We start from the raw sequence: 13,288 nt of genomic DNA on the forward strand, positions 1-13,288 counted from the left end.
CCATGAAGTACGACGTCTTCTGGAGGTGCGAGATGGTGAACGGGCGAACGGAGCTCGGGCGCTTTCCCGCCGGCGGGCCGCGCGGATCATGGCCGGCGGAGGAGTTCGCGCACGCGCGACGCCTCGAAGGGCTGCCCGCGGAGGTCGTGATGGACCTGGCCACGGACACGTTCCTGGTGATCCTGCGGGGGCCGGAGGGCGCCGACTGAGCGGGACGGGCGGCGCCGGCTGATCCGTACGGGCGGCGCCGGCCGATCCGTACGGACAGGGGCCCGGCTCACGCGGACCTGGGCGCCGGCACCGGCGCCGTGAACTGATCCGCCTGGAGCGCGTACAGCTCCGCGTACACCCCGCCCCCGGCCAGCAGCTCCTCCGGCGTGCCGGACTCCACCAGACGCCCGCGCTCCAGCACGTGCACCAGATCGGCGTGGCGTACGGACGCCAGCCGGTGGGTGATCAGTACGACGGTCTGCCCGCTGCCCGCCAGCGCCCGGATCTTCTCGAACACCGCCAGCTCGGCCCGCGCGTCCAGCGCCGCCGTCGGCTCGTCCACGATCAGGATGTCGCCGCGCCGGTAGGCGGCCCGCGCGATGCCGAGCCGCTGCCACTGGCCGCCGGACAGCTCGTGGCCGCCGCTGAAATTGCGGGCCAGCAGGGTGTCCAGGCCGTTCGGGAGCGCGGCCACCACCTCCTCGGCGCCCGCCTCGGCCACCGACGCGTCCAGCCGCTCCTCGGTCATGGGCACGGACGAACGGCCCACGGCCACGTTCACCTTCGCGGTGAACGGCCAGCGCTTGAAGTCCTGGGCCACCATCGCGACCCGCTCGGCGAGCGCCCGCCGGTCGGCCCGCGCCGCGTCCACGCCGTCCCACAGGATGCGGCCCCGGTCCGGCGTGTACAGGCCCGCGAGCAGTTTCACCAGGGTGGTCTTGCCCGAGCCGTTCTCACCGACCAGCGCGATGATCCGGCCCGTCGGCAGGCTGAGGGTCACTCCGTCGAGGGCCGGGCGGGTCCCCTCGCCCGGGTAGCTGAAGGTGACGTCCTCGAACCGGATCTCCTTCGGGTCCCCGGGCAGCTCCACCCCGCCGGCCGGGATCGCCCGCTCGGCCGCCTCCGCGTACATCCGCTCCAGGTCGCCCACGAACAGGGCCTCCTCGTGCAGCTGGTTGATCTCCAGCACCAGCGTGTCCAGGCTCGCCGCCCCGGTCCGGATCGCGATGACCGCCGTACCCGCCACCGACAGCGCCATCGCGCCCGCGACCAGCAGCGCGCCCAGCGTGGCGTACGTGGCGAGCGTCGCGAGCCCCGTCCAGGTGGCGGCGATGAGACCGGTGCGCGCGGCCAGCCGCGAGAGCCGGGCCTGCTCCGCCTCCGCCGTCTCCGACATCGACCGGTAGTGCCGCAGCAGGAACGGGCCCACCCCGTGCACCCGGATCTCCGGCGCCGCGCCCTGCTCGGTGAGCAGACTGCCGATGAGCTGGCCGGCCCGCGCGTGCTGCACCCAGACGTGGAACGACTCGTAACGGCGCCGCGCGATGGTGAGCGAACTCCAGGCGCTCGGCAGGGTCATGGTGACCAGCAGCGGCAGCAGCGCGGGATGCAGCACGGTCAGCACACCGGCGGCCGCGACGAGCGAGATCAGCGCGTTGATCACCCGGGCGCTGTACGAGATCATGTGCCGCGCCGAGCGGGCGCCGTACTGCGCGGTGTCCAGCAGCTTGTGGAAGGCGTGGTCCTCGATCGCGGCCAGCTCCACGTTGGCCGCCCGTTCGAGATACAGCTCGGTCGCCACGCGTTCCACCTTGGGCTCCAGGCGTCCGGTGGCGTAGGTGGAGGCCGCCCGCAGCAGCGCCGCGACCAGCATCATGGCCGCCATCACGGCCAGCGCCGGGGCCGCCGAGCGCAGCCGCTCCCCGATGTCCGGGCCGGTGAGCAGGCTGCCGAGCGCGCTGTTCACGGCCAGCAGACTCACCGCCTGCGCGACACCCCGGCCCACCTCGGCGGCCAGCACGGTCCGCGCGGCCCCCGGGTCCGCCCGCCGCGCCAGCCGCAGACTGGACGCCAGCATCCCCGGCAGCCGCCGCACCATCGCCCGGAAGCTCAGCTCCAGGAACGCCTGCGAGTGCTCGTTCCACCCCATGTCGTACCTGAGCGGCCCCCCGAACAGCAGCCGCTCCGACCCCGAGACCTCGGCTTCTTCCTGTCCCCGCCCCCGCTTCCGCCTCACCCTGAACCTCCCGGATGCCATGACCGAACGGCCACTATCGCGGCACGGCAACGCCCCTGGCAGGGCGCGAGCGGGGGTGCCGGGGGCGCGGGGGGAGTGCGGTGCGCCCCGGAACGGGGGCTTCCGGGCGGTCCTGCGCATGCGTGGGGCGCGACGTCGGCATGACGGGCGCACGGTGGGGGGTTCTTCCTGGCCGGGGCGGGCGTCGGGGACTCTGGATTACGCCGGGAGCGGGTGTCGCGGGTCTCGCGGGTGGCTCGGGCTTACGCCGGTGGCCGGGGACGGTCAGGGCAGGGGTGGGGGTGGTGTGGGGGTGGGATCGAACGGCCGTTGCGCGCACGGGCGCGGGAAGGGGGGCGGTCATGCTGTCCGTCGCCGGGGCGGCCCCGGGGGCCTGGGTCCATGCCGGGAGCGGTTGGCGCCGGTCCGGCGTCGTGCGCTGGGCAGCTGGGCAGCTGGGCAGCTGGGCAGCTGGGCAGCTGGGCAGCTGGGCAGCTGGGCGGCTGGGCGGCGGGCGCGGTGAGCGGGCGGTAGGTCCCGTACCGTCCGTCGCCCGGGCAGGTGCGGGTCTCGGCCGGTGCCGAGAGCAGGGGGTCGGCCGTCGGAGGCCCATACGCGCACCGATGGCGACCTGGGGACGGCCGTAAGCGTGGACTTACGGTGGCCGCACGCACAGCCGGTCCGCCGCCCCCCTCACCCGGCCCCGGAGGCCCCCGCTCACACCCGCGGCGCCGGGGTGAAGCCGGAGTCGTGCCCTCGGTGACCACCCGCATGGGGACGGCCCGGCGCTTCTTCGGCTCAGCCCCGGAGGGTCCTGGTCTACGCGGACAGGGGCCGGGACCAGTCCGGGGTCGTGCCCGTGGCCCGGCACAGGGCGAGGTACAGGGGGATCGGCGGGGTGTAGGGGATCGTGCCGTCGGGGCGGTGCAGCAGGCGGGCGGTGGTGGGGACGGGGGCGCCGGTCGCGTAGTGGGACGGGGGCGGCCAGGACAGGGCGTAGTCGGAGTCGGCGGGGACGATCCACCACCAGTGCGTGTCGTCGGCGTACACACAGCCCACGCGCGGCAGCCGGGGCAGGAGCAGCGCGCCCAGCCGGCCCGGCACCGCCACGGCGTCCATGCCGAGCGGGGTGGTCATCCCCTCGGGCAGTACAGGCCGACCGGTCGGTACGGGCAGGTGACGAAGACGCCCCAGCCTGACCAGCGTGTCGAGCCCCAGCGGCTGCCCGGCGCCGGTCATGGGACGGCCCACGGCTGGGTCCGCCCGTGCGGGACCGCGTCGCGCACGCGCCCCGCCCACTGGGCCGGAACCGTCTCGCCGCGCCGCACGGCCGCCGGCCCGGTGGACCCGTCCTCACCCGGAACGGGGGACGGGTCCGGCTTGGGCCGCACGCCCCAGCCGAGGTCGCAACGGGGATCGCGGGCCGGGACGTGTTCCCGGGTCCCGGCGGGAGCGGTGTCGGCGGGGCCGCCGGTGTCGCCGGTGCCGGCGGTGTCGTCCGTCGCGCCGTAGGCGTCGAAGAGTTCGTCGGCCGTGAGGTGAGCCGTGTCGTAGGCCGTGTCGTCCGCGGCCTCGGCCGCGTCACCCTGCCTGGGCAGTTCGGCCCACACCAGCAGCCCCGGGCCGTCCTGCCGGGTGCCCCAGGCCCGGCACAGCGCGTCCACGAGAAGCAACCCCCTCCCGTGCTCCTCGTCGGGCCGCTGCTGTGCCGGGTGGGGATCGCCGGGCGCGCACCCCTCGTCGCGCACGGCTATGCGCACCACGTCGTCGCGGTCGTGCAGCTCGCACACGACCCGGCTGCTCGCGGTGTGCATGATTGCGTTGGTGACCAGCTCGGACACCACCAGGGCCGCGCTGTCACAGGTGTCCGCGCACACCGACCAGCCGGTCAGCCGGGCGCGCGTCACGCGTCTGGCCTCGGCGGGGGACGTCGGATGTGCGGCCAGCTCGAAGCGGAACCGTCGCTTGGTGACGCCCCTGACCGGGGCTTCTCCGGTGGCGACACCGAGACTGGGCCGGTCTGCGGCGGAGTCTGTTCCTAAGGGCGCGGACGGAATCACGCTTGCCACTATCTCCCCGCCGTGAACACTTGGCAAGTGTCACTCTGAAAAATGCAGAGTGCTGTGTGACGCGGTGAAGGGCCGTGGCACACTGCTCGCAACAGCACGTCGCGCGGCGCCAATTGAGACCGTCGTCGATCCGGCCGGATCCACGCACGCGTCTTCGAACGGCGCCGCAGGGCTGTCGGGACACCGTGCCCGGCGCCCCGGTGCTGTCGCGATTCTTTGCCGGAGCGGGATGTCAGTCGGAGGTGGCACGTGAGCGAACCGCGGTCCGCGCCGACCGTGGGTCAGGTGGTCCTCGGCCGACGCCTGCTGGAGCTGCGGGAAGGTGCCGGGCTGAAGCGCGAGGAGGCCGCCCAGGTCCTCCACGTCGCCCCCGCCACCGTGCGCCGGATGGAGATGGCCGAGGTCTCCCTCAAGATCCCGTACCTGCAACTGCTGCTGAAGACCTACGGCGTGCCCGAGGACGAGGCCGAACTCTTCGTCCGTCTCGCCGAGGACGCCAACCGGCCCGGCTGGTGGCAGCGGTTCCACGACATCCTGCCCGGCTGGTTCTCGATGTACGTCAGCCTGGAGGAGGCCGCCTCCCTCATCCGGTCCTACGAACCGCACTTCGTGCCCGGACTGCTCCAGACCGAGGACTACGCGCGCGGAGTGCTCAAGTCGGGCGCCATCGGCCAGACCAGCCCCGACGACATCGAGCGCCACGTCGCCCTGCGGATGCGCCGTCAGGACCTGCTCACCCGGCCGGACGCGCCCCGCTTCTGGGCCGTCATGGACGAGACCGCCCTGCGCCGCCCGGTCGGCGGCCCGGAGGTGATGCGCACCCAGATCGACAAGTTGCTTGAGGCCACGAAGCTGCCCAACGTGACGCTCCAGGTGGCCCCGTTCGCCAACGGGCCGCACCCGGGCACGTACGGGCCCTTCGTGCTGTTCCGATTCGCCATGTCAGAACTGCCGGACATGGTCTACAGCGAGTACCTGACCGGCGCCGTCTACCTGGACGCGCGCTCCGAGGTGGCGAGCCACCTCGAAGTCATGGACCGCATGGCGGCCCAGGCCGCTACGGCACAACGCACGAAGGAGATCCTGCGGGATCTCCGCAAGGAGCTGTGAATGGATCGCATCAATCCGCGCGGTCGTGTCTACAACGGTATGCCCGCGCGGGAGCTGGGCAGCGTCGGCTGGCACAAGCCGTGGAGCGGGGGCAACGGGGGCAACTGCCTGGAGGCGATGAAGCTCGCCGACGGCCGCGTCGCCGTCCGTCAGTCCACCGACCCGGACGGCCCCGCGCTCATATACACCCCGGACGAGATCACCGCCTTCATCCAGGGCGCCAAGGCGGGGGAGGCGGACTTCCTGCTCTCCTGACCCGGCTCACCGTTTTTGACTCATGCCCACCCTTCCTGCTCCGCCATAGACACGACCGCCCGTCAACTTCCTTCCCTCCCGTCCCCCTTCCGCTGAACCACGACTACACGGCCATCGGCCTGTCGTACGGCGATATCGGTGCCGGCAGCCAGGACTCGCCCGTCAGATAGCGGTCCACGGCCGCCGCCACCGACCGCCCCTCCGCTATCGCCCACACGATCAGCGACTGACCACGAGCCGCGTCCCCGGCGGCGAACACGCCGGGGACACCGGTCCCGAAACCGCCGTCCCGGGCGAGCGTCCCGCGCGGCTCCGTCCGCAGCCCCAGCTGGTCGATCAGCCCGTCCGCCCGGTCCGGCCCGGAGAAACCGAGCGCCAGCAGCACCAGATCGGCGGGGAGCGTCCGCCCGGTGCCCGGCAGCGGGCTCCGCCGCTCGTCCACCTCCACCAGGTGCAGCGCCCGCACCTGCCCGCCGGCGTCCCCGGTGAAGCGAAGCGTGGACGCCGCGAACAGTCGCGCGTCCGCGTCCGCCGCCGGTGCCGTCCGCAACTCCCGCGCCTCCTCGTGCGCCGCCGACAGCCGGTAGAGCTTCGGGTACGTCGGCCACGGCTCGGCGTCCTCGTCGCGCGTCCCGGGCGGCTGGGCGTAGATGTCGAGCTGGGTCACCGAGGCGGCACCCTCGCGTACCGCCGTCCCCAGGCAGTCGGCCCCGGTGTCCCCGCCGCCCACGATCACCACGTGCCTGCCCTCCGCCGACAGCGGCGAGACCGCCAGGTCGCCCTCGCGCACTCGGCTGGCCAGCGGCAGATACTCCATCGCCTGATGTATCCCGGCCAACTCGCGCCCCGGCACGGCCAGTTCCCGCCACGCCGTGGCACCGGTCGCGACCACCACGGCGTCGTACCGCGCCCGCAGCTCCGTCGCCGGCACATCCCGCCCGACCGTCACCGACGTACGGAACCGGGTGCCCTCCGCCTCCATCTGCCCGATGCGCCGCTCCAGTTGCCGCTTCTCCATCTTGAACTCGGGGATGCCGTACCGCATCAGACCGCCGATCCGGTCGTCCTTCTCGTACACCGCCACCGTGTGCCCGGCCCGCGTCAGCTGCTGCGCCGCCGCCAGCCCGGCGGGACCCGAACCGATCACCGCCACCGTCTTCCCCGACAGCCGCTCCGGCGGCCGCGGCGGCACGAAACCCTCCTCCCACGCCCGCTCGGCGATCGCGCACTCGACATTCTTGATGGTGACCGCCGGCTGATTGATCGCGAGCACGCACCCCGCCTCGCACGGCGCGGGACACAACCGGCCGGTGAACTCCGGGAAGTTGTTCGTCGCGTGCAGCCGGTCGCTCGCCGCCCGCCAGTCCGACCGCGCCACCAGGTCGTTCCACTCGGGGATCAGATTGCCCAGCGGACAGGCCTCGTGGCAGAACGGCACCCCGCAGTCCATACAGCGGTCCGCCTGCGCGCTGATGATCGGCAACAGCGCCCCCGGCACGTACACCTCGTCCCAGTCCCGCGCCCGCTCCTCCACGGACCGCCGCGGCCATTCCTCGCGCTGGGTGGTCATGAACCCCTTGGGATCGGCCATCGGCGTATTCCTCGTATACGGATACCGGGGGGCTGGGGGTACCTGGGGTACGACGGGCCGTGCGTCGTCAAGCCGGGGTCATCCGGCGGCCGCCCGGCGCGGGTGCGACATCGCCCCGGAGCGCTCTCCCGGGGCTCTTCCGGCCACGATACGTCCCGCCCGACGCCCGCGCAGAGCGGCGGACCTCGCCTTTCACCGGGCCGCACGGCACTCCGGCAGGGGTTCATCCGGTCACCTCTCCTCTCTCCTCCCACTCGTCGTCCCGGCCTGCCTCGTACGGTGCCCGGCGGCCGGAAGCCGCAGCGGCCGTCCGCCCCACCCCCGCACCACCTCCCGCACGGTCTCCGCGATCCGCTCCCGCGCCTCCCTCCTTGGCACATCGCTCATGATCAACCGGTCGTAGGGCGTGTCCAGGTGCCGCACCGAGGCCACGACGGCCGAGGTCACCGCCTCCTCGGACAGCGCCCGCCCGGACGCGCTCCGCCCGACCCGCCCGCTGCCCCGCGCTCCCGCGTGGGCCGCGATGGCCCGGGCCCGCTCGGCCGGACACCCCGGGAACAGCCGCCGCACCTCCGCCGCGAAGTCCGCCACGAACCGCTCGTCCTCCACCGCCCTGCGTCCCGCGTCCCGCGCCCTCCGCCGCCGCCGGGCCTCGGCGTCGGCCAGACAGCGTGCCTCGGCACGGGCCAGCGCGGCCTCCTCCACCAGCACCCCCTGCCGCTCGTACCGGCTCCTGCGCCGGTTGAACCGCACCACCACCGCCCATAGCGCGCTCTCCTCCCGCGACCGCCGGGTCAGCGCGGCATCACCCCGCGGCAGGAACACCAGGTGCCCCAGGTCCACGCAGTCCAGACAACGCGGCACCCCCTCCTCCACCACGACCAGCGACAACGGCCCACCCCGGCACCCCGCACACCGCTTACGCCGCAACGACTGCACGACGACGAGCCCACCTGGGCCGGCGAGGCCGCCCGGAGAAGCGAGGGGGTCCGGGGCCGGGAGGCTGTGCGGGGTCGTGAGGTTGTCCAGGGCCGCGAGGCCGTCCGGGGACGGGGGGCCGGCCGGAGTGCCGGGCCCGGCCTCGGAGCCGGGGCCGCCGGGAGGACCGGAGGCGACTCCCTCGGGCGAACCTGAGGGCGGGGGAGTGGCGGGGCGTGCCATACGCGGTTCATTCCCCGTGGCAGCGCCCGCGTCCCGTCCCGGACCACCGCAATCCGGCCACCCTGCCCGGCACCGGCCCGGACCCGTCCGGCAGGACCCGACACCGGTCGTGTCCCACCCGTCACCCGTCCGGCAGGACCCGGCATCATGGGCCCGTGCGACTTGAAGCGATCACCTGGGACCGGCTGGCCGAGCGGCTCGCCGACCGGATCTCCGGGCTGGAGCCCGCCGACGGGAGTGCCTGGACGCGGGTGGGCTTCGACGGGGCGCCGGCCGCGCGGCCGGGAGACCTCGCGGAACGGGTCGCGGAGGCGCTGCGGGTCCGTGGACGCGCTTCGCTCGGCGTCGGTACCGAGGGCTTCCTGCGCCCGGCCTCGCTGCGTCTCGAACACGGACGCCGCGAGGAGGAGTCGTACTACAGCGGCTGGTTCGACACGGGCGCGCTGTGGCGCGAGGTCTTCGGGCCGTTGGACCCCGGTGGTGACGGACGGGTGCTGCCGGACCTGTGGGACGCCGACACCGACCGTGCCACCCGCAGTCCGTACGTCCGACTACCGCCCGGTGCGGTGCTGTTGGCTCATGGACCCCTCCTTCTGCGTCACTGGTTCCCCTTCGACCTGACCGTCCACCTCCTGCTCTCTCCGGGCGCCCTGCGCCGCCGCACCCCGGAGGCCGAACACTGGACGCTCCCCGCCTTCGCCCGCTACGAGACGGAGACCGACCCCGCCGGCACCGCCGACGTCCTGGTGCGCGCCGACGATCCGCGGCACCCCGCCTGGAACGGCTGACCGGCCGGGAGCCCCGGCGGGTGTCAGAGCCAGCCGTTGCGCCGGAAGCCCCGGTAGACCACCGCACAGAACAACGCGGTCAACGACATGACGATCGGATAGCCGAACCGCCAGTGCAGCTCCGGCATGTGCTCGAAGTTCATGCCGTACACACCGCACACCATCGTCGGCACGGCGATCACCGCCGCCCAGGCCGTGATCTTCCGCATGTCCTCGTTCTGCGCGACCGTCACCTGCGCCAGATGCGCCTGGAGGATCGAGTTGAGCAGTTCGTCGAACGCGGCGATCTGGTCCCTGGCCCGTATCAAGTGGTCCAGCACGTCCCGGAAGTACGCCTGGATCTCGGGGTCCACCACGCGTATCGGCCGGGTCGCCAGGTCCTCCAGCGGCCGCCCGAGCGGCACCACCGCCCGCTTCAGCTCCAGGAGTTCACGCTTCAGCTGGTAGATACGGCCGGGGTCGGTCCGCGCGCCGTTCTCCGCGAACACGTCCGTCTCGACCAGGTCGATGTCCGCCTGCACCGCGTCCGTGACGTTCAGGTACTCGTCCACCACGTGGTCGGCGATGGCGTACAGCACCGCCGCCGGACCCTTCGCGAGCTGATCCGGACGCGCCTCCAACTCCTCCCGCAAGGGACCCAGCGAGCCGTGGCTCCCGTGTCGCACGGTGACGACGAAGTCCTCGCCGAGGAACACCATGATCTCGCCGGTGTCCACGACCTCGCTGGTGGCCGTCAGCTGCTCGTGCTCCACGTAACAGACCGTTTTGAAGACCGCGAACAGCGTCTCTCCGTACCGCTCCAGTTTCGGGCGCTGGTGGGCCTCCACCGCGTCCTCCACCGCCAGCGGATGCAGGTCGAACAGCTCGGCGATGCCGGCGAACTCCTGGGCCGTCGGTTCGTGCAGCCCCAGCCAGACGAAGCCCTCCCCGCTCTTGCGGACCGTCCGCACCGCGTCCACCAGATCGGGGGCGCCGGAGACCCGGACACCGTCCCGGTACGTGACGCAGTTGACGACCGAGGAACCCAGGGGTGACCTGGCCGGGTGGCTCAGGTCGACCCGGGGGCGCCGTCTGGCCAGCCGCGCCACCTTGCGCAGGCCGTCGACCCCGCTCAGCCCCGTGACCCTCCGCAGATTGCCCGCCATGGTCATCTGGATCTCCTTGCCCTGGATCTCCTCACGTGACGCTTTTCGCGCCTTGCCCGGCCAGTGTGCCAGTCCTGCCGCAAGCGCGGAAAAGCCTGTGGGAATGGGTAGTTCCGCTTTGTTCCCGCCTGTGGACAACGGGACGCCGAAGGACGTGGAGCAGGTGTCTGCTGGAATGATCACGACATGACGCGACCCGACGGATACCTTCTGGACAACCGGCAGACGGAGGCTCAGGAACGCTTCGACGCCTTCGCCTCCCTCTTCGATCCCACGACCTTCCGCCACCTCGAACGCCTCGGGACCGGCCCCGGGCAGCGCTGCTGGGAGGCCGGGGCGGGAGGCACCTCCGTCGTGTCCTGGCTGGCCCGCAAGGTCGGTCCCGCCGGCGAGGTCGTCGCCACCGACATCGACACCACCCGGCTCACCGCCGCGGCCCGGCCCCCCGTCCGGGTCCTGGTCCACGACGTGGGCGCCGAGGAGCCGCCGGGAGAGGACTTCGACCTGGTGCACGCCCGGCTGGTCCTCGTCCACGTCCCCGACCGGGAACGGGCCTTGCGCTCGATGATCGACGCGCTCAAGCCGGGCGGCCACCTGCTCGTCGAGGACGCCGACCCCGCCCTGCAGCCCCTGCTCTGCCCCGACGAGTACGGCCCCGAGCAGGAACTGGCGAACCGGCTGCGCCAGGGCTTCCGCACCCTGCTCGCCGAGCGCGGCGCCGACCTCTCCTACGGCCGCAAGCTCCCGCGCCTGCTCCGCGACGCGGGACTGCGCGAGGTCGAGGCCGACGCCTACTTCCCCGTCACCTCACCCGCCTGCACCGCCCTGGAGTCCGCCACGGTCCGGCAGATCCGGGGCCGGCTCGTCGCGGCGGGGATCGCCACCGACGAGGAGATCGACCGGCACCTGGCCCATGTGGAGGCGGGCGGCATGGACCTCGCCACGGCCCCGATGATCTCGGCGTGGGGCCGCAAGGCCTGACGTGCTCACGGGCCGGGTGCGGGCGCGGCGGGGTCCGGCCGGGGTGCCTCGGACGGCCGGGACGTGGCCGTATCCGGGGGCACGTCCCCCACGCCTGGGTGCGGCGGCCGTCCCCCGGTCCGCTCCACCGCCCGCGCCCCGGCCAGACACCCCCGCTGCGCCGCCTCCTCGACGGACGCGCCCGCGACCAGGGCGGCGAGGAACGCGCCCGTGAACGCGTCCCCCGCGCCCGTGGTGTCCCGGGGAACCGCCGTTGCGGCCGGGATCCGCGCCCGAACCGCACCGGAGCGGGCCACCAGCGCCCCGTCCGCCCCCGACTTGGCCACCACGACCGGGACCAGCGCGCTCAACTCGGCCGCCGCGTCCGCCCAGTCGGACCGGCCGGCCAGCAGACACGCCTCGTCCCGGCTGGGCAGCAGCACATCGAGCCCGCGTGCGAACGCGAGGAACCGGTCCACGCCGAGTTCCGCGAGGAAGCCCACCGAGGCAGGGTCGAGACTGACCGGCACCCCACGCGCGCGTGCCGCGGCGAGCGCCACCCGCGCCAGCGCCCGGCTCGACTCCGCGAACAGCAGATAACCCGACAGATGCAGTCGGCCCACGCCGTCGAGCAACGCGTCGGACCAGTCGGCCGGTTCGAGCCGCAGCGAGGCGCCACTGCACGTGAGGAAGGTGCGCTCGGCCGCCGCCCCGGCGTCCACCAGACAGATCACGGTGCCGGTCGGCGCCGCCGGATCGACCACGAGGCGGGGCCGCACCCCGGCCGCGCGCAGTTCCCGCTCGTGCCACCGCGCCGTGTCCGCGCCGACCCGCGCCAGCAGCCGTACGTCGGCACAGCCCGTGTGGGCGGCCCAGCAGGCCACGTTGGCGCCCGCGCCACCCGGCAGGGTGCGGATCACGGCGGCGGTGTCGGTGCCGGTGGCGAGCGGCCCCGGATGCCGGGCCACGACATCGGTGATCACATCACCGACGACCAGCAGACCGCCCGCCGGGCCGGTCACTTCCCGGCCCACGCCACGGCGATCCGCGCCGCCAGCCGCACATTGCCGCGCACCGCCGCCAGATTGGCCCGCAGCGACGCCCCGGCCGTGTGCCGGACGAGGTAGCCGAGCAGGAACGGCGTGACCGCCTGGCCGGTGACACCTTCCCGCTCGCAGGCGTCCAGCGCCTCGGCGAGCACGCGCGCGTGCAGGCCGGGATCGAGCTGCCGCTCCGGCGGGACCGGGTTGGCGACGATCAGCGCCGACTCCCGCGCGCCGAGCGCGTCCTGTGCCCGCATCACCTCGGCCACCTGCCCGGGGCTGTCGAGTGTCCAGTCCACCGGATGGCCGGAGTCCGACAGGTAGAAGCCGGGGAACCGGTCGGTGCGGTAACCGGCGACGGCCACGCCCAGCGTCTCCAGGCGCTCCAGGGTCGCCGGCACGTCCAGGACCGACTTCACCCCCGCGCACACCACGGTGATCCGGGTCCGGGCCAGCAGGCCCAGGTCCGCCGACTCGTCCTGGGTGAGCGTCCACTGCCGGTGCACCCCGCCGAGACCTCCGGTGGCGAACACCCGGATGCCCGCCAGCGCCGCGAGCCGGGCCGTCGCCGACACCGTGGTCGCGCCGCTCGCCCCGGTGGCGATCGCCAGGGGCAGATCGCGGTGGCTCAGCTTCCTGATCCCGTCCTCGCCCGCGACCCGCTCCAACTCGTCCTTGGTGAGGCCGATGCGCGGCCGGCCGTCCAGCACGGCGACGGTCGCGGGTACGGCGCCCTCCTGCCGTACCGCGTCCTCCAGCTCCAGGCCGACCCGCAGATTGTCCGGGCGGGGCAGCCCGTGCGCGATGATCGTCGATTCCAGGGCCACCACCGGCCGTCCGGCGGACATCGCCTCCCGGACTTCCTCCGACATCACCAGCACCATGTGCCCGCCTCCTGTCAGTCGGTCCCCACTTCCTTTCTGGCGGGCGGGGTGCCGG

At 73.6% G+C, this 13,288-nt stretch carries 13 protein-coding genes; 5 read left to right on the plus strand and 8 right to left on the minus strand.

The window, feature by feature from the left end; all coding sequences use genetic code 11:
• Positions 1 to 2 precede the first annotated feature (2 nt).
• The gene (locus tag AB0898_RS18065) at positions 3 to 209 is read left to right on the plus strand and encodes a hypothetical protein (RefSeq protein ID WP_018545712.1); all 207 of its coding nucleotides are present in this window, start codon (positions 3 to 5) and stop codon (positions 207 to 209) included.
• Between the two features lie 68 nt (positions 210 to 277).
• Here the strand turns inward: AB0898_RS18065 and AB0898_RS18070 are convergent, their stop codons facing one another.
• The 3 genes from AB0898_RS18070 to AB0898_RS18080 all read right to left on the minus strand — a co-directional run bounded on the left by AB0898_RS18070 (position 278) and on the right by AB0898_RS18080 (position 4,296).
• The gene (locus tag AB0898_RS18070; protein ID WP_407078363.1) at positions 278 to 2,248 is read right to left on the minus strand and encodes an ABC transporter ATP-binding protein; all 1,971 of its coding nucleotides are present in this window, start codon (positions 2,246 to 2,248) and stop codon (positions 278 to 280) included.
• A 798-nt stretch (positions 2,249 to 3,046) separates the two neighbouring features.
• On the minus strand, positions 3,047 to 3,466 hold the full coding sequence (locus AB0898_RS18075; RefSeq protein WP_366804083.1) for a hypothetical protein: 420 nt from the start codon (positions 3,464 to 3,466) through the stop codon (positions 3,047 to 3,049).
• On the minus strand, positions 3,463 to 4,296 hold the full coding sequence (locus AB0898_RS18080) for an ATP-binding protein (protein ID WP_366803912.1): 834 nt from the start codon (positions 4,294 to 4,296) through the stop codon (positions 3,463 to 3,465). The genes AB0898_RS18075 and AB0898_RS18080 overlap by 4 nt, the downstream gene beginning before the upstream one ends.
• Positions 4,297 to 4,545: 249 nt before the next feature.
• Here AB0898_RS18080 and AB0898_RS18085 point away from each other — a divergent pair, with 249 nt between their 5' ends.
• Complete coding sequence (locus AB0898_RS18085; protein WP_366803913.1) at positions 4,546 to 5,406, plus strand: helix-turn-helix transcriptional regulator; 861 nt, start codon at positions 4,546 to 4,548, stop codon at positions 5,404 to 5,406.
• On the plus strand, positions 5,407 to 5,661 hold the full coding sequence (locus AB0898_RS18090; RefSeq protein WP_366803914.1) for a DUF397 domain-containing protein: 255 nt from the start codon (positions 5,407 to 5,409) through the stop codon (positions 5,659 to 5,661).
• 103 nt (positions 5,662 to 5,764) lie between these two features.
• On the opposite strand, the gene AB0898_RS18095 is transcribed toward AB0898_RS18090, so the two are convergent.
• Positions 5,765 to 7,252, minus strand: coding sequence for a glutamate synthase subunit beta (locus tag AB0898_RS18095; RefSeq protein WP_366803915.1), 1,488 nt, complete (start codon positions 7,250 to 7,252; stop codon positions 5,765 to 5,767).
• Positions 7,253 to 7,483: 231 nt separating this feature from the next.
• Positions 7,484 to 8,191, minus strand: a complete 708-nt coding sequence (locus AB0898_RS18100; protein WP_366804084.1) for a DUF2293 domain-containing protein — start codon at positions 8,189 to 8,191, stop codon at positions 7,484 to 7,486.
• 377 nt (positions 8,192 to 8,568) lie between these two features.
• Here AB0898_RS18100 and AB0898_RS18105 point away from each other — a divergent pair, with 377 nt between their 5' ends.
• On the plus strand, positions 8,569 to 9,201 hold the full coding sequence (locus tag AB0898_RS18105) for a uridine kinase (protein ID WP_366803916.1): 633 nt from the start codon (positions 8,569 to 8,571) through the stop codon (positions 9,199 to 9,201).
• Between the two features lie 23 nt (positions 9,202 to 9,224).
• On the opposite strand, the gene AB0898_RS18110 is transcribed toward AB0898_RS18105, so the two are convergent.
• Complete coding sequence (locus tag AB0898_RS18110) at positions 9,225 to 10,352, minus strand: magnesium and cobalt transport protein CorA (RefSeq protein ID WP_366803917.1); 1,128 nt, start codon at positions 10,350 to 10,352, stop codon at positions 9,225 to 9,227.
• A gap of 180 nt (positions 10,353 to 10,532) precedes the next feature.
• On the opposite strand from AB0898_RS18110, the gene AB0898_RS18115 reads away from it, so the two are divergent.
• Positions 10,533 to 11,327 (plus strand): methyltransferase domain-containing protein, encoded by a 795-nt coding sequence (locus tag AB0898_RS18115; RefSeq protein WP_366803918.1) that lies wholly within the window; start codon positions 10,533 to 10,535, stop codon positions 11,325 to 11,327.
• A 5-nt stretch (positions 11,328 to 11,332) separates the two neighbouring features.
• On the opposite strand, the gene AB0898_RS18120 is transcribed toward AB0898_RS18115, so the two are convergent.
• Positions 11,333 to 12,340: a sugar kinase gene (locus AB0898_RS18120; RefSeq protein WP_366803919.1), complete on the minus strand. Its 1,008-nt coding sequence runs from the start codon at positions 12,338 to 12,340 to the stop codon at positions 11,333 to 11,335.
• Positions 12,325 to 13,233, minus strand: a complete 909-nt coding sequence (locus AB0898_RS18125) for a pseudouridine-5'-phosphate glycosidase (protein WP_366803920.1) — start codon at positions 13,231 to 13,233, stop codon at positions 12,325 to 12,327. Before AB0898_RS18125 ends, AB0898_RS18120 begins: the two co-directional genes overlap by 16 nt.
• Between the last annotated feature and the right edge of the window lie 55 nt (positions 13,234 to 13,288).

Origin of the sequence: Streptomyces sp. NPDC005435, from assembly GCF_040703155.1 — a bacterium.
Classification (GTDB): domain Bacteria; phylum Actinomycetota; class Actinomycetes; order Streptomycetales; family Streptomycetaceae; genus Streptomyces.

Coding starts and splice junctions, on each gene's coding strand:
- AB0898_RS18115 (WP_366803918.1), top strand. CDS start 10,533: ATGACGCGACCCGACGGATACCTTCTGGACAACCGGCAGACGGAGGCT.
- AB0898_RS18075 (WP_366804083.1), bottom strand. CDS start 3,466: ATGACCGGCGCCGGGCAGCCGCTGGGGCTCGACACGCTGGTCAGGCTG.
- AB0898_RS18090 (WP_366803914.1), top strand. CDS start 5,407: ATGGATCGCATCAATCCGCGCGGTCGTGTCTACAACGGTATGCCCGCG.
- AB0898_RS18065 (WP_018545712.1), top strand. CDS start 3: ATGAAGTACGACGTCTTCTGGAGGTGCGAGATGGTGAACGGGCGAACG.
- AB0898_RS18095 (WP_366803915.1), bottom strand. CDS start 7,252: ATGGCCGATCCCAAGGGGTTCATGACCACCCAGCGCGAGGAATGGCCG.
- AB0898_RS18110 (WP_366803917.1), bottom strand. CDS start 10,352: ATGACCATGGCGGGCAATCTGCGGAGGGTCACGGGGCTGAGCGGGGTC.
- AB0898_RS18125 (WP_366803920.1), bottom strand. CDS start 13,233: ATGGTGCTGGTGATGTCGGAGGAAGTCCGGGAGGCGATGTCCGCCGGA.
- AB0898_RS18070 (WP_407078363.1), bottom strand. CDS start 2,248: ATGGCATCCGGGAGGTTCAGGGTGAGGCGGAAGCGGGGGCGGGGACAG.